Raw genomic sequence first — 23,841 nt, 5'->3', positions numbered from 1 at the left:
GCTCTCCTCAGACGTCGCGCTGGAGAGCCGGCTGCTGCGCACGGTTCTTGAGGCGTTCAGTGATCCACAGATCAATCTCGGCAGAATCCCAGCCGACCGCGCGAACGCCGAGGCGCAGTGATTGGGGAAATTCGCCCTTTTTCATCAGCGCATAGATATGCGCGCGTTTGAACCCGGATTTGGCCTCGACTTCATCCAGCCTAAGAATGCGGCGCTCGCCGGGCAGCAGTGCAGTTGGCTGCAGCATGGTGGTCACTCCTTAACGCTCAGTGGCGTTTGTTGGGGTGACCTCTATTCAATAGACATGGCTGGAGAAAGACATTGCAAATGCAGTTTCCGCGACTGCACATGCAAGATGGACAATTTCAAGCAACTGCGCTAGTGCCACTCAGTTTTCGTCGCGCACTGGCGAACTTGCCATTCAACGTACGCTCGGTAATCCCCATGGCACCGCCTCGATGGGCAACCATTGCACTGACGATCGCCTCTTGGGTCTTGAAGCTGGAGTAAGGTGTGCCCGCGGGCGAGTGGCTCAGCATCAGTTCGAGCATGCTGCCGATGATGTGCAGATAGGTAGTTTCTGAACGATCGCTGAGAGAACACTGGCTACAGGTAGGCCCTGCCTCCGATTTCTTGAGCAGTTCTTCGTGGCTTGCCTTGTGAATCGCCCCGGGTTTCCTAGACACCCAGTTGCCTCACAATTGAGGCGATATGGAGGTGTGTATGGAAGGCAAGGCATCGCGGCAGCGATTCTCAGAAGAGTTCAAGGTGCAGGCTGTAAAGCAAGTCACCGAGCGGGGGCACAAGGTCAGCGACGTAGCGACACGATTGGGCGTGAGCACGCACAGCCTGTATGCGTGGCTCAAGCGGTATTCGGGTAGCCCTGAACAGCGTGCACAGCAAGATGGCCAGAGCGCAGAGGTCCGTCGGCTTAAGGCTGAGCTTAAGCGGGTGAGCGAGGAGCGCGACATCCTAAAAAAGGCCGCCGCGTACTTTGCCAAGCAGTCCGGGTGAAGTACGCGTTTATCAAGGCCCATGAAGAGCAACACGCTGTGCGTCGCCTGTGCGCAGTTTTGGGGGTGCATCCCAGCGGCTATTACGCCTGGAAGGTGCAGCCTGTGAGTGCGCGTGGGGTACAGGATAAGCGCGTCAGCGCGCTCATAGAGCAATGCTGGGAAGACAGTGGCCGGATCTACGGCTACCGTAAGATCAGCAGTGACCTGAACGATATGGGAGAGCTGTGTGGCAAGCACCGCGTGGCCCGTTTGATGCGTCAGGCTGGCTTGCGATCGCACACCGGATACGGTCGTCGTCCAGGAGGCCGAGGCACGCGTCCCAGCGTTGTTGCCCCGAATCATCTACAACGCCAATTCCGGGTCGATGCCCCCAACCAGGTCTGGGTGACGGACATCACCTACATCCGAACACACGAAGGCTGGCTCTATCTTGCCGCCGTATTGGATCTGTTCTCGCGGCAGATCGTGGGTTGGTCAATGGGCGACCGGATGACCCGAGAACTCGCCATCAACGCATTGCTGGCTGCGGTCTGGCGTCGCAAACCAGAGGCGGAAGTGCTCGTGCACTCAGATCAAGGAAGCCAGTTCAGTAGTCATGACTGGCAAGACTTCCTGAAGGCCCATCGGTTACGCCCCAGCATGAGCAGGCGAGGAAACTGCCATGACAACGCCGTTGCCGAGAGCTTCTTCCAGTTGCTCAAACGTGAAAGGATCCGGCGCAAGATCTATTCCACCCGCGATCAGGCTCGCGCCGATGTGTTTGACTATATCGAGTTGTTCTATAACCCACGACGGCGCCACAGCTATATCGGTCAGGTTTCTCCGGTAGAGTTCGAACGACGCTACTTTTTGATGAACGGGACTGTCTAAGAAACCCGGGGCGATTCATAGATCAACATAGCAACTCCCGCAGTAAGGTTACCAGGCAGCCTACAATCAGGCTGATACTACCGACCTGCCGACGCGCAGATCGCTATCGCTCGACTCCCCAAGCTCGAACCGTTTGGCGATTCTACGCATCGAAGCCTTTGCCTCGACTGCAGATATAGTCAGCAAGTCGGGCTCATCCGAGCCAAGGATGCGCTCCAACTGTGTTCCCAATGCATTCCACGCCTGTTGCTTCTCTTCCGCATAATCGTGGTGTAGGTAATGGCGACGCACTTTACTTCCAGGCAACACATGATTTTGGCAACGATCAATCACGTCAGGGGCCACGCCAAGAGCCTGCATCATGGTCGCCGCCGTACGCCTTAGATCATGAGGTGTCCACTCGCCATTGGCCCCATCAGCCAGCACCAACGAATCATCATTGCGGCGACCTGCCAGCGCCTTCCGCTTCTTAAAGCGTATCTGCCGATCACCCACTTGCTTGCTCACGGTTTTCAGGCATATGTGTGACTCTCCATCCCGAGATGGGAAGCACCAGTCCGAGTAACTGGTCAACATACGCAGCGCTTTGAACTTTGCCAGTGCAAAGGGTGAAAGAAACACCAACCAATCAACCTTAGTCTTGGTGTTCTCCTTTGGTACGAACCACGTACCTTTCTTCAAATCAACATGATCCCACCGCGCCTTAAGAAGCTCGCCAATACGGCACGCTGTTCCCAGAGAAATCCAAAGTGCAAGCTGGGACTCCTGTCGCAACGGACGCGTCGCAACTCGCTTGTTCGGCGCTGCATCATAGTCTGCTTGCATCTGGCGAAATTTTTCCAGTAACTCATGCAACTCCGTAGGCCGCAGCACCCTTTCACGAATGGTGGCGAGGTAGTCAGGCGACACAACCTGCTTGGTCTCAAGCAAGTCAACTGGATTTCCGGCCTCAAACAATGAGCGCCATGGTTGGCGCTTGATCGCCCAGCGAAACAACTGCCTCAGTTCCGTCAGCATGCGCTCTGCAGTTCGGCCTCGACCTCTTACACGACCAACTTGCCGTAACGCGTCACGGAACTGGCCGTCCGTCAGCATGCGGACCTGCACATCCCCTAATGAAGGCAACAGATCTTTGTTAAACGTGCGCTTTAGCTCCGCGTTGTCATCCTTACGACTCACCCCTTCGCTGATCCACTGCTCGAACATTTGACGAAAGGTAGCCTTGGATGCTTCTTCCTGTGCGGCCTGTTGTTCCCGCAACTGTCGAAGCCTTTCCTGCTCCTCTTGAAAATCTAAGCCATCCCTGGCCATGGCCTGGATGCGGGCGTTCTCGGCCAGTGCCTGTGCCAGACTCATGTAGGCAGGATCATTGTTGCTGGAGTACGTACGTGGCAGGCGCGCTTGTCGCTGCTTGCCATGCACGCTGTACCTTACCAACCACGTTTTGGTCCCATCGGTGGCTACGCGCAGGTATAGGTCTCGATCAACGGTGACCTTGTAGCTTTTCGCTTTCGGCTTCAAAGCATCGAGGCCTCTGACAGTCATTTTGGCCATATCTGTGTCCTAACCGTGTCCTAAAAATCACTGGATTTCGATGTACACCATCAGATCACAAAAGACAAAGATCATCAATAACTATTTGATTAAAAAGAACTATTTCAGTCCACTGACGTCCACTAACATCTGCAAATAACTGTCTGTCACGCCGGGGGTCGCGGGTTCGAGCCCCGTCCGCTCCGCCAAGAATTCAGGAAAGCCCTGTAAGCCCTTGCTTACAGGGCTTTTGTCATTTCGGCGCCAGCCTGATTGCGCCCTTCCCCTCCCCCCTTCCCCTGCCTGCCTGCGACGCCAGCCGCCTAGGACTTACCCTTAAATATGTTGTTGATATATTTAATGGATATTAGACTGTGCCGCAAATCACCGCTCCGATTTCCACATCCACAAGGGGAAACCATGAAAACACTGACCCGCGCCCTGGCCGCCGCCGTCATTTCGGCATGCGCCGCCGGTTCCGCCGCCGCGGCGGACGTCACCTGGCGAGTGCCGACCTCGGTTCCGGAAGGCTCGCCCTTCTACAAGAATTTCCTGGAACGTTTCGCCGCCAACGCCAAGACCCTGACCGGCGGGCGCGTGGAGATCCAGCCCTTCGGCGCGGGCGTGATCGTGCCGGCGCTGAAAGTGTTCGACGCGGTGCAGGACGGCGTGGTCGAGGCCGGCCATTCCACCTCCAGCTACCTGGTCAACCAGAATCCGGAAAACGCCATCTTCTCGGGCTTTCCGGGCGGCATGGGCCCCGACGCCTACAAGGCCTGGCTGTACGAGGGCGGCGGCAAGCAGCGGCTGGAAAAGCTGCGCGCCGGCCAGGGCCTGAAGACCATGATCGTGGGCATCGGCTCCTCCGAGATCATGGCGCACGCCAACAAGCCCATCCGCAACGCCGAGGACCTGAAGAACCTGAAGTACCGCACCTCCGGCCCCTGGGCCGAAGTGATGCGCGACTACTTCGGCGCCGTGCCGACCGTGGTGCCGCCGGGCGAGACCTATACGCTGCTGCAGCGCAAGGGCGTGGACGCTGTGGAGTGGGCGCCGCCGTCGGCCAACATGCCCGAGGGCTTTCACCAGGCCGCCAAGTACATCGTGGTGCCGGGCGTGCACCAGCCCACTTTCATGTGGGAAGTGGTGGTGAAGAAGGAAACCTGGGACAAGGTGCCGGCCGACCTCAAGCCGCTGATCGAGGCGGCCGCCGAACTCACCACGCAGCAGAGCCTGGACTACTTCTACGACGCCGACATGAAGGCCATGGCGAAATACCGCAGCGGCCGCAACGAGATCATCACGCTGGCCCCCGAGTTCGTGAAGCAGCTGTCCGACGCCGGCAACGACTGGATGCGCAAGACGGCCGAGGCCCGCAAGGCCGCCGGCAAGCCTGAGATGGCCGAGGTGCTGGCCGACTACCAGGCCTATCACGAGCGCTGGAAGGCCGAGAGCGGCTATCTGGTCCGCAACTGACGCACGGCGAGGAAGGCGATCATGCTCGATGTCCTGGCCCGGTTCGCCAATGGCGTATCCCGGTTCGCGTCCCTGCTGGCCAGCCTGGCGGCGGCGGTGCTGACCCTGGCGATGGTTTACGAAGTCTTCGCGCGCTACGTGTTCGACGCGCCCACCGCGTGGGCGTTCGACATCGCTTACATGAGCAACGGCGCGGTGTTCCTGCTGGGCATGGCCTATGTGCTGCGCGAAGACGGCCACATCCGCATCGACGTGCTGCGCAACCGCCTGCCTGCGCGCGTCAACGACGCGGTCCAGGGCGTCGCCTACCTGCTGATCCTGGCGCCGTTTTTCGGCGTGCTGTCCTGGATCGCGCTGTCGCACTCCTGGCGCGCCTGGGTGCGCCAGGAGGTCGAGACGGTCAGCCCCTGGGCGCCGTTGATGTGGCCTTTCTATCTGCTGATCGCGATCGGCCTGATCGCGATGACCCTGCAACTCGCGGCCGAAGGCCTGCGCGCCTTCGCGGGCCAGCGCGCATCGGCCACGAAGGAACATTGATGAATCCGACTGTCGCCGCCCTGATGTTCCCCGGGATGTTCCTGCTGATTTTCCTGGGCATCCCGGTTTCCCTCGCGCTGATCATTCCCGCCATCGTCGGCGGCTGGTTCGCCTTTGGCGGAAACGTTTTCAACCAGCTCTACGGCGGGCTGTATTCCGCCGCCACCAACTACGTCCTGTCGGCGATTCCGATGTTCGTGCTGATGGGCGCGATCCTGGAACGCTCGGGGATCGCCGCGCGCCTGTTCCGCACCATGCAGCTGTGGCTGGGACGCCTGCCCGGCGGCCTGGCCGTGGCCACCATCGCCATGGGCGCGACCTTCGCGGCCGCGGCCGGCGTGGTCGGCGCGGTCGAGGTCATGGTGGGCCTGATGGCGATTCCGGCGATGCAGCGCTTTCGCTATGACAACTCGCTGATCGCCGGCACGATCTGCGCCGGCGGCTCGCTAGGCACCATGATTCCGCCCTCGGTGGTGGCCGTGGTGTACGCCTCGCTGGCCCAGATCTCGGTGGGCGAACTGTTCGCGGCCATGCTGTTTCCCGGCCTCATCATGGTGGGCCTGTTCATCCTGTACATCATCGGCGTGTGCGTGCTCAATCCGAAGAAAGGCCCGCCCGCCGACGCCGAGGACATGCGCCTGCCGCTGGCCGACAAGCTGCGCATCACGCTGAGCGGGCTGGTGCCCACGATGCTGCTGATCTTCGCAGTGCTGGGCTCGCTGATGGCCGGCATCGCCTCGCCGACCGAGGCCGCCGCCGTCGGCGCGATCGGCGCCCTGGTCCTGTGCATCTGCTACGGCCAGTTCAGCATTCCGATGCTGCGCGAGTCGCTGGCGATCACGGTGCGGATCTCGGCCATGATCCTGCTGATCGTGGCCGGCGGCATCATGTTCACCGGCATCTTCGCGGCCAACGGCGGCTCGCGCCTGATCCAGGGCCTGACCGCGGACCTAGGCCTGGGCGTGAACGGCACGCTGGTGCTGTTCCTGGTCATCGTGTTCCTGCTGGGCTTCGTGCTGGACTGGACCGCCAACGTGCTGATCTGCGTGCCGCTGTTCCTGCCGGTGCTGACGGCCGCGGGCGTGGACCCGATCTGGTTCGGCACGCTGGTGATCATCGTGATCCAGACCAGCTACCTGACGCCGCCCATGGCCTCGTCGATCTTCTACCTGCTGTCGATCGCCCCGCCCGACATGAAGTACGGCCAGGTATGCCGGGGGGTGATCCCCTTCATCCTGGTGCAGTTCGTGACGCTGGCCCTGGTGGCGCTGTTCCCGGTCCTGGCGACCTGGCTGCCGCAGCGCATCGTGGGGTTCTGAACCATCTGGCTGACGGGCCCGCGCGGCCCGGCTTTCTCCCGCTAATACGGGTCCTTTTTTGCATTAGGAAGAGTTATGAATATCGAAGGAGTCCTGGTACCCATCGTGACGCCGTTCGGCGCGGACGGCGGCGTCAACGCCGACGCCCTGCGGCAGCTGGTGGATCGCTTCGTGGAAGCGGGCGTGGCCGGCATCGTGGCCTGCGGCACGACCGGCGAGTTCTACGCGCTGGAAGACGCCGAGCGCGAGCTGGTGCTGCGCACCGTCGCCGAGGCCGCGCGCGGGCGCATCACCCTCATCGCCGGCATCAACGCGCTGTCCACGCCGCAGGCCATCCGCAACGCCCGGCAGGCGCAGGAACTGGGCTACCAGGGCCTGATGCTGACCGCGCCGCCGTACAGCCTGCCGGAACAGGCCGGCATCCTGGCGCACTTCCGCACGGTGGCCGCCGCCACGCCGCTGCCCATCATCCTGTACGACTTCCCGGCGCGCATCGGCGTGCAGATCGCGGTCGAAACCATCACCGAGCTGGCCCGCATCCCCAACATCGTCGGCATCAAGGAAAGCAGCGGCAACTTCAACCGCGCGCTGGCCCTGATCCAGGCCCGCATCCCGGACTTCCAGATCGTCAGCGGGTCCGACGACATGGCCGCCGACTTCCTGTTCTGGGGCGTGCGCAGCTGGATCAGCGGCGGCGCCAACGTGTTCCCGGCCGAGCAGGCCGCCATGGTCAAGGCCGCCGGCGAACAGCGCTGGGACGAAGTGCGCCGCCTGATGAGCGGCATGTACCCCGTGATCCAGGCCATGGAATCGGGCGACTACAACCAGAAGGCCAAGCTCGGCTGCCGTCGCCACGGCGTGGACGCCGGCACGGTGCGCCTGCCGCTGGCGCCGCTGTCGGCCGAGGACGAGCGCGCGTTCATCGCGATGCTCGACGCCTACCAGGGATAAGGAGCGAGCCATGCCTCAAACCAAAGAGCGGATATTCGAGCAGGCCCGCGCCGGCCAGCTTTGGGCGGGCCACCTGATTCCCGGCCACGCCGCCCCCGGCGCCCGCCTGGAGAACACCACGCCCATCGACAACAGCGTGATCGGCGCGATCGAGGCCGGAACCGCGGCCGACGTGGACCTGGCCGTGCGCGCCGCGCGCGCCAGCTTCAAGTCCGGCGAATGGTCCGGCCTGGCGCCGGCCGAGCGCAAGCGCGTCATGCTGGCCTGGGCCGACCTGCTGACCGAGCACGCCGAAGAGCTGGCGGCGCTGGACTGCATCGACGCCGGCAAGCCCATCACCGAATGCCTGAACACCGACCTGCCGGCCACGCTGGACACGTTCCGCTGGTACGCCGAAGCCGTGGACAAGTGCTACGGCCGCATCTCGCCGACCGGCTCGGAGGCGCTGGGCCTGATTGTGAAAGAACCCATCGGCGTGGTGGGCGCGGTGCTGCCGTGGAACTTCCCGGCGCAGATGTACGCCTGGAAAGTGGCGCCGGCGCTGGCCGCCGGCAACTCGGTGATCGTCAAGCCGGCCGAGCTGACTTCGCTGAGCGCCTACCGCATGACCCAGCTGGCCCACCAGGCCGGCATTCCGGCCGGCGCGCTGATCCTGGTCACCGGCCTGGGCGAAGAGGTGGGCCAGGCGCTCGGCCGCCACATGGACGTGGACGTGGTCTCGTTCACGGGCTCCACGGAGGTGGGGCGCTACTTCCTCAAGTACTCGGCCGAGAGCAACCTGAAGGAAATCGTGCTGGAATGCGGCGGCAAAAGCCCGCAGGTGATTTTCGAGGACGCCGACCTGGACGGCCTGGCCGACCACGTGCTGGCGGCCGCCTTCTGGAACATGGGCGAGAACTGCAGCTGCGGCTCGCGCCTGATCGTCCAGGCCGGCATCAAGGACGCTCTGCTCGAACGGCTGCGCCAGCGCCTGTCGGAATGGAAGGTGGGCCTGCCCACCGATCCCGAGGTCAAGATCGGCCCCATGATCGAGCGCGCGCATTTCGACAAGGTGCGCGGTTTCCTCGAAGGCGCCGCGGCGCAGGGCGCGCGCCTGGCGCACGGCGGGCGCATCCACGCGGAACTGGGCAGCGGCTGGTACATCGAGCCGACGGTGTTCGACGCCGTGGCGGCGGACTCGCGGCTGTTCCAGGAAGAGGTGTTCGGCCCCATCCTGGCCGTCACGACCTTCGAGACCGAGGCCGAGGCCATCGAGCTGGCCAACGACAGCCACTACGGCCTGGCGGCCTCGCTCTACACCCGCGACGTGCGCCGCGCGCAACGCGTGGCGCGGGCCATCCAGGCCGGCACGGTGTCCATCAACGGCTTCTCCGAAGGCGACATCACCACGCCCTTCGGCGGCTACAAGCAGTCCGGCTTCGGCGGCCGCGACAACGGCCTGGAAGCGCTGGACCAGTACCAGCAGGTCAAGACCATCTGGTACGTCAACTGAGCGGCGCCGGGCGGCCCCGATGGCCGCCCGGCTTCCTCACCCTTCGATCACCGTGTGGGTGAATTCCATCAGGTAGCTCATCAGCGCGTCGGCCCCGGCCATGGCGCGCTCGGGGTCGTTGGCGTAGATGCCCTCGGCCTCCATCAGGTGGCATTGGGCGCCGCGCTCCAGGTCGCCTTCGTGCTGGAAGGCGTACCAGAACCGCCGGCACTGGATGATCATGGGAATGATGGCCTGCACCGCGTAGGGGTTGCGGCTGGCTTCGTGATTGACCCGGTCCAGGGCCTGGTCGGCATGCATGTAGCCGGCCAGGTCGCCGCGGCTGGCGGCGTCGACCATGTCATGCGCATGCTGCAGCAGCTTGGCGCGCTGCTCCGGCGTGGCGCGGCGCGCCGAGGACATGGCGATCAGCCGCTCCAGCACGCGGCGCGTTTCGATCAGGATCAGGTGCTCGGCGATGCGGATTTCGCTCACGCGCAGGCCGCGGCGCGGCTGCTGCTCGATCAGGCCGCTGGCCACCAGGCGCATCAGCGCCTCGCGGATGGGCGTGCGGCCCAGGCCGGTCATCTGGATCAGGTCGCTTTCGACGATGGGCTGGTTGGGTTCGAGCTTGAGCGTCGCGATCATCTGTTCGATCGCATCGTAGGCGGCTTCGGTCGCGCGGGTTTTGACGACGGGCGGGGCTTGTTTCATGGCGATGATGACCAGAATCCCTGCAACAGCCGCGGCCGCGCCGCGCCGGCCGGCAAGCTCGCTGCACGGATCGTTAATATTTTTTGAGTATATTAGATTCGGGGCCGCGCCGCACGGGCCTATCCGAAAAGCCTGCCGGGTCTGCGCCCGGTACGCGCAGACTCGTCCGTTTCGCCATCTGGACAGCAGCGGGCCGCGCCGTCATCCTTTACGTTCGTGCCCTGCGAAATGAAGAGGACTACGTGACCGCGAAAGCCGCCGCGCCCCATGCGCACCGACAGCATCTGCAGGACATCATCGCCGGCCTGAACGAAGGCATCATTCTGCTGGAATCCAATGGCGCCATCGCCTGGGCCAATGACAGCGCCCTGGCCCTGCACGGCGCCGGAAAGCTCGAAGAGCTGGGCGAGACGCCCGCCGGCTACCGCAAGCGCTACACCCTCACCTACCGCAACCATCACCGCCTGCCTGCCCGCCAGTATCCGCTGGACCGCCTGGCCGCCGCCGAGCCGTTCGAGGAACTGATGCTGGACCTGCGGCGCAAGGACGACGAGGAATTCCTGCGCAACGTGCGCGCGCGCGGCCTGAACCTGGAAAACGGCGACGGCGCGGGCTTTCGCGTGCTGATCCTGCACGACCAGACCGAACAGATCAACGCCGAGGAGCGCTTCGAGCGCACCTTCAACGCCAATCCCGCTCCCGCCCTGATCTGCCGGCTGGCCGATCTGCGCTACGTGAAGGTCAACCAGGGCTTTCTGGAAATGACCGGCCATACGCGCGATACCGTGCTGGGTAAGTCCACCTATGAGCTCGACGTGCTGGACGGCGGCGAGGACAAGGAAGCCGCGGTCGCCCGGCTCGACGAGGGCCGGACCATCCCCCAGCGCGAAGGCGTGGTCAAACTGGCCGACGGCGGCGAGAAGTTCGTGATCGTGGCCGGCCAGCCCATCGACATGAACGGCGAGCCCTGCATGCTGTTCACCTTCATCGACCTGGAGGCCCGTAAGCGCACCGAACTGGCCCTGCGCGAAAGCGAGGAGCGCTTCTCCAAGGCCTTCCGCCTGGCGCCCGTGCCCATGGCGCTGTGCGAGGCCGACGACCTGAGCGTGCTGGACGTCAACGACGCCTGCGTGGCGGCCACCGGGGTGCCCGCGGAGAAAAGCGTCGGCCAGGCGCTGACCGAGCTGGGCCTGCAGTCCTACGACGGCCTGGCCGCCAGCCTGCGCGGCGGCGAAAGCCTGCGCAACCGCGAGGCCGCGCTGCTCACGCATGACGGCGGGCAGCTGGACTGCCTGGTCTCGGCCGAGCCCGTCATGATCGGCGGCCAGCGGCGCCTGCTGGTGGTGATGCACGACATCACCGAGCGCAAGCGCTCCGAGACCGAACTACTGACCGCCATCGAGGCCGTCATGCAGGACACCTCCTGGTTCAGCCGCGGCATCATCGAGAAACTGGCGCAGCTGCGCCAACCCGCTCCCGCCACGCGCGACGTCGCCGAACTGGCGCAGCTGACCTCGCGCGAGCGCGAGGTGCTGGGGCTGATGTGCCAGGGCCATGACGACGACGGCATCGCCAAGACCCTGAAGCTGTCGCGCAACACGGTGCGCAACCACGTGGCCACCATCTACAGCAAGATCGGCGTGCACCGCCGCAGCGCCGCCATCGTCTGGGCGCGCGACCGCGGCATCACCGGGCATGAATCGGCCCGCAAGGCCGACAGGCGGCGCCCGGAATGAGGTCCGAATTATTTACAATTGGATGCAAAATAATCGGCCCGGGCGCGTCGCCGAAGATGCGGCCGAGTTAGCGGAAGGGGCAAGCCAAAATCCGCTAATTTCCGCCAACAACACATCAATCAGCAGCTAATTTCTTTCATACCAGGCCGATTGCGCAAACCCTGCGCGGCTTCTTACGATCCGCCGGACCTGCCCTTGCCCAGCAAGCGGCTCGATTCCGCCAGACCGACAGGAGCCCGTTCATGCAGACCGCCTACATTCCCGTCCCGACTCCCGCCCGGCCCGCCGCCCCCACCGCCTGGAGCGCCGCCGACATCCTGGCGCTCTACGAGCTGCCATTCATGGACCTGGTGTTCCGCGCCCAGCAGACGCACCGCGCCCATTTCGACCCCAACGTCATCCAGCTCTCCAGCCTGCTGTCGATCAAGACCGGCGGGTGCCCCGAGGATTGCGCCTACTGCCCGCAGTCGGCGCACTACGACACCGGCCTGGACGCCGACAAGCTGATGCCGCTGGCCGACGTGGTGGCCGCTGCGCGCCAGGCCCAGGCCGGCGGCGCGCAGCGCTTCTGCATGGGCGCGGCCTGGCGCAGCCCCAAGCCGCACCACCTGGACGCGGTGGCCGAGATGGTCAGCGCGGTCAAGGCGCTGGGCCTGGAGACCTGTGTCACGCTGGGCATGCTGCGCGAGGGCCAGGCCGAACAGCTCAAAGAGGCCGGCCTGGACTACTACAACCACAACCTGGACACCTCGCCCGAGTTCTACGGCAAGATCATTTCCACCCGCACCTACCAGGACCGCCTGGACACGCTGGAGCGGGTGCGCGAGGCCGGCATCAGCGTGTGCTGCGGCGGTATCGTCGGCCTGGGCGAATCGCGGCGCGAGCGCGCCGGCCTGATCGCCCAGCTGGCCAGCATGGACCCCTACCCCGAATCCGTGCCCATCAACAACCTGGTCCAGGTGGAAGGCACGCCGCTGGCCGGCGTGGACGCGCTGGACCCGTTCGAGTTCGTACGCACCATCGCGGTGGCGCGCATCGCCATGCCGCGCGCCGCGGTGCGCCTGTCGGCCGGGCGCGAGACCATGGACGACGCGCTGCAGGCGCTGTGCTTCATGGCCGGGGCCAATTCCATGTTCTACGGCGACGCGCTGCTGACCACCGCCAACCCGCAGATGGAAGCCGACCAGCGCCTGCTGGCGCGCCTGGGCATGCGCGTGGACGCGGCCGGCCACGGCGGGGAGCCCTCGGCGTGCCGCTGACGCCCGGCCTGCTGTACCTGCTGGCCAGCGTCGCATGCAGCGTGACGGTGGCCGTGCTGCTCAAGCTGGCCCGGCGCTGGCGGATCGACGTGGGCCAGGCCATCGCCATGAATTACCTGGTCGCCGCCCTGCTCTGCTGGGCCGTGCTGCGCCCGGACGCCGCCGGGCTGCTGGCTCCGCGCACGCCGTGGCTGGTGCTGGCCGCGCTGGGCGTGCTCCTGCCCAGCGTGTTCCTGGCCATGGCGCAGGCGGTGCGCCATGCCGGCATCGTGCGCAGCGACGCCGCGCAGCGGCTGTCGCTGTTCATTCCGTTGCTGGCCGCTTTCCTGCTGTTCGGCGAACCGCCCAGCGCCCGCAAGCTGGGCGCGACGTTGCTGGCCGCCGGCGCGCTGTACTGCCTGCTGCGCCGCGCCCCGCCCGCGGCCGAGGACGGCCCCGGCGGCGGCCGCGCGGCCTGGCTGTGGCCGCTGGCGGTATGGCTGGGCTATGGCGTCATCGACATTCTGTTCAAGCAGATGGCGCGCGCCGGCACCGCGTTCGCGGGCGGCCTGCTGCTGGCCTTCGTCATCGCCGGCCTGCTGATGCTGGCCTTCCATCTGCTGCGGCGGGTGCGCTGGGAGGCCCGCCACCTGGCCGCGGGCGTGGCGCTGGGGCTGGCGAACTTCGGCAACATCCTGACCTATATCCGCGCGCACCAGGCGCTGCCCGAGCACCCCGCGCTGGTGTTCGCGTCGATGAACATGGGGGTCGTCACGCTGGGCACGCTGGTCGGCGCGCTGGCGTTTCGCGAGCCGCTGTCGCGCCTGAACCTGCTGGGCATCGCCCTGGCCCTGGCCGCCATCGTGCTGATGGCGCCCTGGTGACCCTGGGCAGGATTCAGGTGCCGGTGCGGATCTCGCGTTCGTCGCCGGGCTCGGCCGTTTCGTCCGGCGCGGCTTCGGCGGCATCCGCCGCAGCCGGTTCCGCGGGCGGAACGGCCGCCGACGGATCGGGCTGCACCATCTCCATGGCGATGTCGTTCTCGGGATCGACGCGCGGGTCCAGCACCGCCGCCGCCGGCGAGCTCTGCAGCGTGTCGGGCATGGGCACGAAGTGCGTGGGCGCCTCTTCCACCTGGTGCGCGCCGGTGACGCGCGTGGGACGCACCTGCCAGACCAGGATCACGGCGCAGGCCGATATGAACACGTAGTACATGCTGGGGCCGGCCATCGACATCATCACGCCGGCGATCATGGGGCCGACACAGGCCCCCACCCCGTAGGTCATGAGCAGCACGGCCGACAGGCTGACCCGGCGTTCGGACTCGACGTGGTCGTTGGCGAAGGCCGCGCCCAGCGGGTACAGCGTGAACTGCAGCACGCCGAAGATGCAGGACATGGCGACCAGCGCCCAGTACGGCAGCGCGATCCAGCCCCACATGACGATGGGCAGCAGCACCAGCAGCAAGGCGTTGAAACGGATCATGCCGGCGCGGTTGATGCGGTCGGACAGCCAGCCCATGGGCCATTGGGACAGCAGGCCGGCGGTCACGGCGGCGGCCACGAAGATGGCCGCCTGCGAGGTGGACAGCCCGTGCTTGGCGGCGTAGACCGCCGCCAGGCCGTAGAAGGCCCCGGACAGGTTGCCCGCCACGAACAGCACCGTCATCGACAGCGGCACGCGCTGCATGAAGAAACGGATGTCCAGCGGCGCGGGCAGCGGCGTGGGCGGGTGGGAGCGGGCCGTGACGGCGATGGGCACCAGGCACAGCACCAGGCACATCGCCACCAGGGTCAGCGGGCGCAGGTCCAGCGTGGCGTAGGCGGTCAGGGCCAGCTGGCCCAGCACCGTGCCCAGGCCGGACACCACCATGTAGACGGAGAACACGCGGCCGCGCTGGTGGTTTTCGGTCTGCTCGTTGAGCCAGCTCTCGATGACCATGAATTCGGTCACCATGACGATGCCCGAGATGACGCGGAACACCAGCCACAGCGGCATGGATTCGACCAGCGTCTGGGCCAGGATCATGCTGGTGGCGATGGCGGCGCAGGCGACGAAGGCCCGGATGTGGCCGACGCGGATGATGAGGCGGTGGCCCAGGCGCGCCCCGCACACCAGGCCCAGGTAGTAGCCGGCGATCAGGGCGCCGATCCATACCTCGCTGACCGATTGCGCGGTCAGCCGAAGGCCCATGTAGGTGTTGAACAGACCTGTGCCGATCAGCATCAGCAAGGTCGCGAAATACAGCGACGAGAATGAGGAAAGGGTGGCGAGCATGGCGTCGGCGACCGCTGCTGTCGGTAGCGCCGCGGGCCGCAAAGGCGGCCCGCGGCGTCGAGCGGTAAAACGGAAACGGCTGGGGGGTCAGACCTGCGACAGCATGGTGGCGGCGTCGCTGACTTCGAACTTGCCGGGCGCCTCGACGTTCAGCTGCTTGACCACGCCGTCGACGATCAGCGCCGAGTAGCGCTGCGAGCGCACGCCCATGCCGCGCTGAACCAGGTCCAGCTCCAGGCCCAGGGCCTGGGTCCACAGCGCCGAGCCGTCGGCCAGCATGCGGACCTTGCCGTCGGTTTTCTGCTCGCGGCCCCAGGCGCCCATGACGAAGGCGTCGTTGACCGCCACGCACCAGATTTCATCGACGCCCTTGGCCTTGAGCGCGTCGGCCTGCTCCACGTAGCCGGGCAGGTGCTTGGCCGAGCAGGTGGGCGTGAACGCGCCCGGCACGGCGAACAGCGCGATGGTCTTGCCGCGGACCAGGTCGGCGACCTGGAACGCGTTGGGGCCCAGCGAGCAGCCGGCGGTTTCGGTCTCGATGAATTCGGTCAGGGTGCCGTCGGGCACGCGGTCGCCGACTTTGATCGTCATGGGGAATCTCCAGGGGTAAAGGGATACGGCTTCGGGGGCGGAATCGCCCCGCAGGCTCCATCATAGTTCTTGCGCGGCCCGGGCGCTGCAAAGCCCGGCCGGGGAAAAGAAGATGCACAGTCTGATACGACTCTATACCGCCCCTACATGGCCTCGAAACGGCTGATTGTCATAATGTGCGGGATATTTTCGTGTGACAGACACCCACGCCCGCGGAGATTCACCGATGCGCAAGATCCTGACCCGCCTGGCCTGGGCGCTGGGCGCAGCCGCTCCCCTATGGACCGCCCCCGCCTGGGCGGCCCCCGACGCCAGCGAACAGATCCAGTACGACTCCTTCGTCATGGCCGCCGGCGCCTCCAACGGCGCGGCCCGCGCCTGCGGCGCCTCCGAGCCCGACCTGGCCCAGCACCAGTCCAACTCCCGCAAGAACCTGCTCCAGTACGCCCAGGAATACGGCTTTTCGGCGGCCGCGTACGACGCCGAATTCCAGAAGGGGCAGGCCCAGGGCAAGACCATGATGGACGACATGAAGCGTTCCGGCGTCGACGGCTGCCGCGGCGTGCTGGGCGGCTTCCAGAACGAACGCGTCATGAGCTATGAGGACATGAAGAACGCCCTGGCCGAGGTCAACGACGGCCTGCCGGGAGAAGACGCCAAGTAGGCGGGCGATATGATGTGCCATCCCCATCGATGGCACCTCCTATGCTCCGCCTGCTCTGCGCCTCGTTCCTGGGCCTTGCCGCCCTCTTCCATTCCGGCGTGCAGGCCGGCGCCGAACTGCTGCACAGCGAACGCTCGCGCTTCGGCGCGGTCCTGGTGTTCGAGGAAAACGGCGAGCGCTGCATGAACTTCAACACCATGGTGGACTTCGGCCGCCAGACCTGCATGGACCTGGCCGACCCCGAAAAGCTGGTGTTCTCCTACACCCGCATGATGATGAGCGCGCTGTACGCCAAGCCGGCGCCGGCCAGCATACTGATCGTCGGCCTGGGCGGCGCATCCTTGCAGAACACCCTGGCCAGGCTGCTGCCCGAGGCGGTCATCGACACCGTGGAAATCGACCCCGCGGTCGGCAAGGTCGCCGCCGCCTACTTCGGCTACCGCGAAGGTCCGCGCCAGCGCCTGCACATCGAGGACGGCCGCGCCTACATCGAACGCGCGCATCGCGAGAACCGGCGGTACGACATGGTGATGCTGGACGCCTTCGACGTCGACTACATCCCCGAACACCTGATGACGGTGGAATTCCTGGAGCACGTCAAGGCGATCCTGACGGACGACGGCGTCGTGGTCGCCAACACCTTCACCAACAGCCGGCTGTACGAACGGGAGTCGGCCACGTACGCGGCCGTGTTCGGGACCTTCTTCAACCTGCGCGAATCGAACCGGGTGATCGTGGCGGCGCGCGGGCCGCTGCCGGGGCGCGATGTCCTGGCCGCGAACGCGGCGCGATGGCGTGGCGCGCTGGGCCGCATCGGGGTCGAGCCGGAGCGGGCGCTGGACCGGTATGGCTCGACCCTGGTGGCGGTGGAAGGGGTGGAGTTGTTGCGGGATTGAGCGGGGCGTGGATGGGTGCAGCGCGAGACGCTCCAGACAAGAACACGGGCGCCAAGCGCGCGTAACCCATCAGGCGGCGCAAGCCGCCGGGTTTCGTCGCATGCTGTTGTTGGCCTCTTGCCAAGAAAACCGGCGGCTTGCGCCGCCTGATGGGTTACGCGCGCTGGATACTTGAGTGCTTGCTTAAGGATTCTCGCGCTGCACCCATCCTACAGCCCCTTCTGCTTGAACCAGTCCAGCATGCGGGTCCAGGCCTGTTCGGCTTCGGCCTTGCGGTAGGACGGGCGGTAATCCGCGTGGAAGGCGTGCGGCGCGTCGGGGTAGACGTCGATGCGCGAGGCCTTGGCCGGCGCGGGGCCTTCGGCCAGGGCGAGCCGCATGCGGTCCACGTCGGTCTGCGGGATGCCGGCGTCCTTGCCGCCGTAGGCGCCCAGCACCGGCGCCTTCAGGTCCTTGACCAGGCTCAGCACCGGGCGGGGCTTGAGCTCGCTGGGTTCGCCGCCAAGCTGGCCGTACCACGCGGCGCCGGCCTTCAGCCTGGGGTTGTGGGCGGCGTAGAGCCAGACCTGGCGTCCGCCCCAGCAGAACCCCAGTATGCCTAGGCGGTCCGGGTCGCCGCCGTTGGCGGCGGCCCAGGCGGCCGCGGCGTCCAGGTCGGCCTGGGCCTGGGCGTCCGGCACCTTGCTGATCACTTCGGCCTGCAGCTTCGGAATGTCGGTGTACTTGGACGGGTCGCCCTGGCGCGCGAACAATTCCGGCGCGACGGCCAGGTAGCCCTGGTGGGCCAGCCGGCGGCAGACGTCCTGTATGTACTCGTGCACGCCGAAAATCTCCGACACCACCAGCAGCGTGGGCAGGTTTTTCTTGCCCTGCGGCGCCGCGCGGTAGGCCGGCATGCGGCCGTCCTTCACCGGGACGTCGATCCTGCCGGCGGTCAGGCCGGAGGCGTCGGTGGAAATCGCGGTCTGGGCCACGGCCTGGCCGGCCGCAAGCGAGAATCCCGCCGCCACCGACGTGGCGATGAATCCCCGCCGGTCCAGCCGCAGGGGCGGAAGCAGGCTGTCGAACTGCGCGTCCTGGTCTTTCATCGAGCATCTCCTGGCAAAGGCCGGCCCGGGGCGCAGGCGCGCCCCTCGCGGCCAGCCGGGTTCACTTCAGAGAGAAGTCCACGCGCGAGGGCAGGCCCTCGTCCTTGATGCCGTCGGCGTCCAGTTGCGGCGCAACGATGAACACCCGATCCGCGAGTCCTTCCTGGGCTTGCAACTTCTCGTAGACTGCCTGCGCGCGCGCGTCGGCCAGCTGGCGCAACTGTTCTTCGCCCACCGGCGCCGCCTTGCGCAGCATTGCTTCCATCTGTTCGGCCGGCACCGACTTGGCGATGCCGATGAAATTACGCGGCTTGTCCTCGATGTCCGTGTCGTCGTAGACCTCTTCCAGGTACTTGGCGCGCTCGGCGGCCGACACCTGCACGCCGGCCGGGTTCGGCTTCTTGCCGCGCGGGGCCGTGTCGGCGGCCTTGGCGGCGCGGATCTGGCCGTCGACCCAGGCCTGGCGCAGGCCTTCCATGTCGGTCTTGGGATCGGCGCGGCCGCTGATGTCCATCTTCAGCGCGGGGCGGTCGGCCAGCGCCTTGGTCAGCGTGTCGATGCGCTGCACGCTGTCCTCGGTCAGCGCCGCGCTGCCGGGCGCGAACTCCACGTAGGACAGCTCCTCGCCGCCGCCGAAGGCCGAGGCCAGCAGACTGAAGGGCGAGGTCACGGCCTTGACCACCAGGTTCATCAGCACGCGCACCACGATGCCGCCCACCGAGAACTGCGGATCGTCCAGCGAGCCGGACACCGGCAGGTTGATGTCGATATTGCCGCGCGCGTCCTTCAGCAGCGCCACCGCCAGCAGCACCGGCAGCTTGGTGGCGTCGGGGCTGTTGGTCTTGTCGCCGAAGGTCAGCTGGTTGAGGATGACGTGGTTGGTGGCCTGCAGCGCGCGGTCCTTGATCTTGTATTCCAGGTCGACCGAGAGCTTGCCGCGCTTGATCGGGTAGCCCACGTACTTGGCCGAATAGGTGTTGAAGCGCGGCAGGTCCACGCCCTTGGCCGTGGCCTTGAGGTCCAGCGTCAGGTACTTGGCGAAGGGCTGCACGATGCCGCTGATCGACAGCGGCGCCGTGGTGTAGACGCGGCCGGTGACCTTGACCTTGGCCGGCTGCGGATTGGTGGAGGACACCGCCGTGATCGAGCCTTCGATGCTGGACAGCTCGGCCACGTAGTTGGGCTTGACGAAGCGGTCGGTGAAGGTCATGCGGCCGCGGTTCAGCGTGACGCTGTTGACCGCGATGTCGGGCATGGCGCTGGCGCCGCCCTTGGCCGGCGCCGCCGCCGGCGGGGCCTTGTTGCGGCCCGGCGTCTGCGTGTCCTGGGTGATCGAACCGCCGGCCTGGCCGGGCGCGGCCACCAGGTCCATGACGTTCAGCCGTCCCTGCGCATTGAGCAGCACCCGGCCGTAGAAATCCTCCAGCGCGATGTCGCCCAGCCTGGCGCCGATCTTGTCGCCCGCCACCGAGATGTCCATGCCCGAGAAACCCAGCCGCTTCCAGTTCAGGAAGTCGTCGTTGTTGACGCGGTCCTGCAGGTCCACGTCGGTGATTTCCACCCCGCCCTTCCAGCCGGCCTTCATGGGCGCGTTGCCGGCCGCGGCGGCGAATTCCGCATTGCCCTTGGCGCCCAGCGTGATGGCGCGCACCGTGGCGTTCAGGCTGGAGGCCGCGTACGGCGCGAAGGTGGCGACGTTCAGGCCCGACAGGTCCACCGCGGTCTTCACCGTCAGCGGCTGCGGCGTGAAGACGCCCTTCAGGTCCAGCTTGCCGTTGCCCTGGACGCCGGCCGCGGCCAGCGTGAAATTGCTCTGGCCCGGTCCCATGGCCAGGCGGTCGGCGGTGACACGCAGGCTCTGCAGCGCCAGGTCCAGCGCCGGCTTGAGCGATTCGTCGCGCGCCTTGAAGCCGGTCAGGTCGGCCTGCACGCCGGTCGCCGACGCATCGACCGCGCCGTTTTGCTCGCGCACGTGCACCTGCGCGGCCGCGGCGAGCCGGCCGTCGAGCAGTGCGATCGGCGCGGCGTTGCGCACGGCCGGCGCCAGCGGCGCCAGCGCGACGTTGCCCAGCCGCACGCCCAGCTCCAGCGACAGCGGCTTGATGACCAGCGGCCCCTTGGCGCGCAGCCAGCCGCCGTCGGTGCTGTTGTCCATGGTCAGCCACAGGTTGATGGGCTCGCCCTCGACCTGCGGCAGCGCCACGCCTTCGACGGTGGCGGCCAGGCCGGTCATGACGTAGTCCAGCTTGCTGACCGCGTCGTTGACGTACAGCTCGCCCTCGTGCAGGTTGAAGGCGTCCAGATTGACTTTCCAGTCCGCGGGTTCGGGCGGCGCGGCGGGGGCGGCGGGCGGCGCCGCCGCGCCGGCATCGGCGGGCGTGGCCGCCGGCGCCGCAACGGCTGCCGCGGCGGGCGCTGCCGGATGCTCGGCCGGCTTCAGGCCGCTGGCCTTGCGCAGCTTGTCGGCCACCGGCGTGGCGGTGGGCTCGACGCCGCCAAGCTGCTTGAGTTTGGCCACCACGTCCAGCCAGTTCAGCTGCGCATTGGCCTGGCGCCGCACGTGGATCTGCGGCGCCCACAGGCCCACCTCGCCTACGTAGACGCGGCGTTCGATGGGCTCGAGTTCGAGGCGGCTGACCGTCAGCGCGCTCCAGGCCGCCAGGCCCTGGCCGGCGGTGTCGCGCAGGTCCAGCCGGCGCAGCCCCAGGTCGCCCATGACGCGGATCTTGGGCGGCGCGTCCTTGGGTTGCTCGAACACGACCTGCAGATTGGAATCGAGCAGCGCGCTTTCCAGCTTGAACGGCAGCGGCATGGGCCAGACGTCGGCCCACTTCTCCAGCTGCAGGCCGTCGAACGCCACGCGCAGCGTGGACGAGGGCACCACGTCGAAGGGCCGCGCCACGCCGGTCAGGTCGAAGGGGCTGCCGTTGATGCGCAGGTGCAGGCGCGGCTGCACGTCGATGTCGGTGGCGTAGCCGAAGGTGGAGATGAAAGGCACGCCCACGCCCAGCTCGTCGACCACCTGCTTGCGGCCGGTGACCTTGTCGTCCAGCGTGATGGAGCCGTTCTCGATGACCATGTTGTTCAGCGAGAAACGGGGCAGCCCGGCGTCGGGCTCGGGCGGCGCTTCGGGCTGGGCGGCCGCCATTTCGGCCACGCGTTGCTGAATGTCAGAGAAATTGAAGCGCGTGACGTCCTCGCGCACGATGGCGATGTTAGGCTCGCGCAGCGTCATGCGGTCGACCACGGGCGCGAACCAGAACAGCGAGGTCCAGGCCGCGCTGGCGTCGAGTTCGGCCAGCGTGAGCAGCGGCGTCTGCGAGCCGGGCTGGGCCACGGCCAGGTCGCGCGCGCGAACGGTCAGCGTGAAGGGATTGAAGCTGATCTTGCCGACGGAGACGTCGCGGCCGATCATCTTGGAGACGTCCTGCGTGAGCACGTCGGCCAGGACCTTGGGAACTTGCCAGGCGGCGACGCCGAAGAGGATGAGTATGAATGCCGCAATGCCTAGAAGAATTTTGCCGACCCGGCCTGACAACCGAAGTTTTGGCATCCGCAAGGGCATTGCGCGTCTCCTGATACGAATTGAAGGCCGTGCGATTCCGTCCTTCTAATGACTACAGGCGCGATTATCGCGCCCCCTTCACCGCTCGTCTATCATAGGCGCAACAGCGGCCTTGTCCGGCCCGCCGGGGCCGCCCTTTTCAATCATTAACAATTCTCGCTTCCGATACCCATGTCCACGTCCACCCCAACCTTGAGCCACCTGGACGAAGCCGGCCAGGTCCGCATGGTCGACGTCATCGCAAAGACGGACACCGAGCGCGTGGCCGTCGCCGCCGCCTCCGTGCGCATGAACGCCGTGGCCTACGGCCTGCTGACCCAGCCGGGCCAGGGCAAAGGCGAGGTGCTCAACACCGCGCGCGTGGCCGCCATCCTGGCCGCCAAGCGCTGCGCCGAGCTGATCCCGCTGTGCCACAGCCTGCCGCTGTCCTTCGTCGGCGTGGAGTTCGCGCTGGACGACTCGGCGCACCGCATCGACATCCTGGCCACCTGCCGCACCAGCTACAAGACCGGCGTCGAAATGGAGGCCATGACGGCCTGCAGCGTGGCCGCGCTGACCATCTACGATATGTGCAAGGCTGCCGACAAGGGCATCGTGATCGAACAAGTTCGCCTCAAGTACAAGGCGGGAGGAAAAAGCGGTGAGTGGCGCAACGATTAATCTTCTGTACTTCGCGCGCGTGGCCGAACTGGTCGGCAAGCGCGCCGAAGCCTGGCCCCTGGAGGGCGAATCCACCGGCGCGCAGCTGCTCGCCGCGCTGGGCGAACGCTATCCCCAGCTGGCGCCGGCCGCGCGCCTGAAGCTGGCCATCAACCAGACCCACTCCAAGCCCACGGCGGTCATACGCGCGGGCGACGAGGTCGCCGTATTCGAACCCGTGACCGGAGGTTGAACGCCATGATCAGCGTCCAGGAAGCCGACTTCGACGGCGCCGCGCTTACGGCCGCCCTGCGCGCAAGCGCCGGGCCGGGCGTGGGCGGCATCGTCACTTTCGTGGGCTACGTGCGCGACTACGCGCCCGACACGCCCACCGACACGCTCTTTCTCGAACACTACCCCGGCATGTGCGAGCGCGAGCTCGAAGAGATCGCCGCCACCGCCCGCGCGCGCTGGAACCTCGCCGGCACGGTGATCGTGCACCGCGTGGGCGCGCTCGCGCGCAACGCGCAGATCGTCTTCGTGGCGGCCGCCAGCGCCCACCGCGGCGACGCCTTCCGGGGCTGCGAATACATCATCGACGCGCTCAAGACCCGCGCGCCTTTCTGGAAGCGCGAGACCCTCGCGGGCGGCGACAGCTTCTGGGTGGAACAACGACAATCCGACCAGGACCGCACGCAGTCCTGGGATGAAGAAAGCCCCGCCACGAAGGAGCATCCATGAACGAAGAACGCCCTGTTTCGCTGGCCTGCGCCGTGCTCACGGTCAGCGACACCCGCAGCGCCGGCGACGACACCTCCGGCAACCTGCTGGCGCAGAGCCTGGCCCGCGAGGGCCATCAATGTGTGCGACGCGACATCGTCAGGCACGACCGCTACCAGATCCGCCGCATCCTGAGCGAATGGATCGCCGATCCGGAAGTGCAGGTCATCATCACCAGCGGCGGCACCGGCTTCGCCCCGCGCGACCAGACCCAGGCGGCGGTGCAGCCGCTGCTAGACCGCGAGGTGCCCGGCTTCGGCGAACTGTTCCGCCAGCTCTCGCACGGCCAGATCGGCAGCTCGGCGGTCCAGTCCGGCGCCTTCGCCGGCCTCGCCAACCAGACCCTGATCTTCTGCCTGCCCGGCTCGAACAACGCCTGCGAAACCGCCTGGGAGCACATCCTGCGCGAGCAGCTCGACAGCCGCCACCGGCCCTGCAATTTCGCCACGCAATTCAAGAAACGCGAAGAAGAAGACTGAC

General features: G+C 66.4%; 22 protein-coding genes. 15 read left to right on the top strand and 7 right to left on the bottom strand.

Translation table 11 applies throughout. From position 1 onward, the window contains the following. Nucleotides 1-7: 7 nt before the first annotated feature. A complete protein-coding gene (locus AC1IQ6_RS05725) occupies nt 8-247 on the bottom strand; it encodes an AlpA family transcriptional regulator (protein ID WP_232886119.1) in 240 nt (79 codons plus the stop codon). A 476-nt stretch (nt 248-723) separates the two neighbouring features. Between AC1IQ6_RS05725 and AC1IQ6_RS05720 the strand changes: the two genes are divergently transcribed. Then, a protein-coding gene (locus AC1IQ6_RS05720) for an IS3 family transposase (RefSeq protein ID WP_485866017.1) occupies nt 724-1,886 on the top strand; the annotation gives its coding sequence in 2 pieces (ribosomal slippage) (nt 724-979 and nt 979-1,886; 1,164 coding nt in all). A 66-nt stretch (nt 1,887-1,952) separates the two neighbouring features. Here AC1IQ6_RS05720 and AC1IQ6_RS05715 read toward each other — a convergent pair. Then, the gene (locus tag AC1IQ6_RS05715; protein WP_232886123.1) at nt 1,953-3,440 is read right to left on the bottom strand and encodes a tyrosine-type recombinase/integrase; all 1,488 of its coding nucleotides are present in this window, start codon (nt 3,438-3,440) and stop codon (nt 1,953-1,955) included. 399 nt (nt 3,441-3,839) lie between these two features. Here AC1IQ6_RS05715 and dctP point away from each other — a divergent pair, with 399 nt between their 5' ends. From dctP to AC1IQ6_RS05690, 5 genes are all read left to right on the top strand, one after another. After that, a complete protein-coding gene (dctP, locus tag AC1IQ6_RS05710; RefSeq protein ID WP_102773716.1) occupies nt 3,840-4,895 on the top strand; it encodes a TRAP transporter substrate-binding protein DctP in 1,056 nt (351 codons plus the stop codon). A 21-nt stretch (nt 4,896-4,916) separates the two neighbouring features. After that, on the top strand, nt 4,917-5,432 hold the full coding sequence (locus AC1IQ6_RS05705) for a TRAP transporter small permease subunit (RefSeq protein ID WP_102773717.1): 516 nt from the start codon (nt 4,917-4,919) through the stop codon (nt 5,430-5,432). Further along, a complete protein-coding gene (locus AC1IQ6_RS05700) occupies nt 5,432-6,751 on the top strand; it encodes a TRAP transporter large permease (protein WP_111825675.1) in 1,320 nt (439 codons plus the stop codon). The genes AC1IQ6_RS05705 and AC1IQ6_RS05700 overlap by 1 nt, the downstream gene beginning before the upstream one ends. A 75-nt stretch (nt 6,752-6,826) precedes the next feature. Beyond that, nucleotides 6,827-7,702, top strand: a complete 876-nt coding sequence (gene dapA, locus AC1IQ6_RS05695; protein WP_102773719.1) for a 4-hydroxy-tetrahydrodipicolinate synthase — start codon at nt 6,827-6,829, stop codon at nt 7,700-7,702. A 10-nt stretch (nt 7,703-7,712) separates the two neighbouring features. Beyond that, complete coding sequence (locus AC1IQ6_RS05690; protein WP_111825677.1) at nt 7,713-9,194, top strand: aldehyde dehydrogenase; 1,482 nt, start codon at nt 7,713-7,715, stop codon at nt 9,192-9,194. Between the two features lie 36 nt (nt 9,195-9,230). Here the strand turns inward: AC1IQ6_RS05690 and AC1IQ6_RS05685 are convergent, their stop codons facing one another. After that, the gene (locus AC1IQ6_RS05685) at nt 9,231-9,887 is read right to left on the bottom strand and encodes a GntR family transcriptional regulator (protein WP_102773721.1); all 657 of its coding nucleotides are present in this window, start codon (nt 9,885-9,887) and stop codon (nt 9,231-9,233) included. A 242-nt stretch (nt 9,888-10,129) separates the two neighbouring features. On the opposite strand from AC1IQ6_RS05685, the gene AC1IQ6_RS05680 reads away from it, so the two are divergent. From AC1IQ6_RS05680 to AC1IQ6_RS05670, 3 genes are all read left to right on the top strand, one after another. Continuing rightward, entirely contained in the window at nt 10,130-11,623 is a 1,494-nt protein-coding gene (locus AC1IQ6_RS05680) for a helix-turn-helix transcriptional regulator (RefSeq protein WP_102773722.1), read from the top strand. Nucleotides 11,624-11,865: 242 nt separating this feature from the next. Next, on the top strand, nt 11,866-12,882 hold the full coding sequence (gene bioB, locus AC1IQ6_RS05675; protein WP_485866016.1) for a biotin synthase BioB: 1,017 nt from the start codon (nt 11,866-11,868) through the stop codon (nt 12,880-12,882). Continuing rightward, nucleotides 12,879-13,745, top strand: coding sequence for a DMT family transporter (locus tag AC1IQ6_RS05670; RefSeq protein ID WP_209165764.1), 867 nt, complete (start codon nt 12,879-12,881; stop codon nt 13,743-13,745). The genes bioB and AC1IQ6_RS05670 overlap by 4 nt, the downstream gene beginning before the upstream one ends. 13 nt (nt 13,746-13,758) lie before the next feature. Here the strand turns inward: AC1IQ6_RS05670 and AC1IQ6_RS05665 are convergent, their stop codons facing one another. Further along, nucleotides 13,759-15,138, bottom strand: a complete 1,380-nt coding sequence (locus tag AC1IQ6_RS05665; RefSeq protein WP_111825679.1) for an MFS transporter — start codon at nt 15,136-15,138, stop codon at nt 13,759-13,761. 87 nt (nt 15,139-15,225) lie between these two features. Next, nucleotides 15,226-15,729, bottom strand: a complete 504-nt coding sequence (locus AC1IQ6_RS05660; protein ID WP_102773725.1) for a peroxiredoxin — start codon at nt 15,727-15,729, stop codon at nt 15,226-15,228. Between the two features lie 226 nt (nt 15,730-15,955). On the opposite strand from AC1IQ6_RS05660, the gene AC1IQ6_RS05655 reads away from it, so the two are divergent. Then, on the top strand, nt 15,956-16,393 hold the full coding sequence (locus AC1IQ6_RS05655) for a hypothetical protein (protein WP_111825680.1): 438 nt from the start codon (nt 15,956-15,958) through the stop codon (nt 16,391-16,393). 41 nt (nt 16,394-16,434) lie between these two features. Continuing rightward, nucleotides 16,435-17,289: a spermidine synthase gene (locus AC1IQ6_RS05650; RefSeq protein ID WP_485866015.1), complete on the top strand. Its 855-nt coding sequence runs from the start codon at nt 16,435-16,437 to the stop codon at nt 17,287-17,289. Nucleotides 17,290-17,498: 209 nt separating this feature from the next. On the opposite strand, the gene AC1IQ6_RS05645 is transcribed toward AC1IQ6_RS05650, so the two are convergent. Together AC1IQ6_RS05645 and AC1IQ6_RS05640 are read right to left on the bottom strand one after the other, a co-directional pair. Next, nucleotides 17,499-18,377 (bottom strand): dienelactone hydrolase family protein, encoded by an 879-nt coding sequence (locus tag AC1IQ6_RS05645; RefSeq protein WP_485866014.1) that lies wholly within the window; start codon nt 18,375-18,377, stop codon nt 17,499-17,501. Between the two features lie 61 nt (nt 18,378-18,438). After that, the gene (locus tag AC1IQ6_RS05640) at nt 18,439-21,942 is read right to left on the bottom strand and encodes a DUF748 domain-containing protein (protein ID WP_485866013.1); all 3,504 of its coding nucleotides are present in this window, start codon (nt 21,940-21,942) and stop codon (nt 18,439-18,441) included. A 171-nt stretch (nt 21,943-22,113) separates the two neighbouring features. Here AC1IQ6_RS05640 and moaC point away from each other — a divergent pair, with 171 nt between their 5' ends. The 4 genes from moaC to moaB are packed head-to-tail and all read left to right on the top strand — an operon-like array spanning nt 22,114 to nt 23,840. Beyond that, a complete protein-coding gene (gene moaC / locus AC1IQ6_RS05635) occupies nt 22,114-22,602 on the top strand; it encodes a cyclic pyranopterin monophosphate synthase MoaC (RefSeq protein WP_102773730.1) in 489 nt (162 codons plus the stop codon). Beyond that, nucleotides 22,583-22,834, top strand: a complete 252-nt coding sequence (locus AC1IQ6_RS05630; RefSeq protein WP_102773731.1) for a MoaD/ThiS family protein — start codon at nt 22,583-22,585, stop codon at nt 22,832-22,834. The genes moaC and AC1IQ6_RS05630 overlap by 20 nt, the downstream gene beginning before the upstream one ends. A gap of 5 nt (nt 22,835-22,839) precedes the next feature. Beyond that, nucleotides 22,840-23,322, top strand: coding sequence for a molybdenum cofactor biosynthesis protein MoaE (locus AC1IQ6_RS05625; RefSeq protein WP_168202168.1), 483 nt, complete (start codon nt 22,840-22,842; stop codon nt 23,320-23,322). Further along, a complete protein-coding gene (gene moaB / locus AC1IQ6_RS05620; protein ID WP_102773733.1) occupies nt 23,319-23,840 on the top strand; it encodes a molybdenum cofactor biosynthesis protein B in 522 nt (173 codons plus the stop codon). The genes AC1IQ6_RS05625 and moaB overlap by 4 nt, the downstream gene beginning before the upstream one ends. Nucleotide 23,841 lies beyond the last annotated feature (1 nt).

This window comes from Achromobacter sp. MUI-25009338 (genome assembly GCF_057359325.1).
The sequence above is the reverse complement of the archived record's forward strand: the minus strand, read 5'-3'. Positions and strand labels throughout refer to the sequence as shown.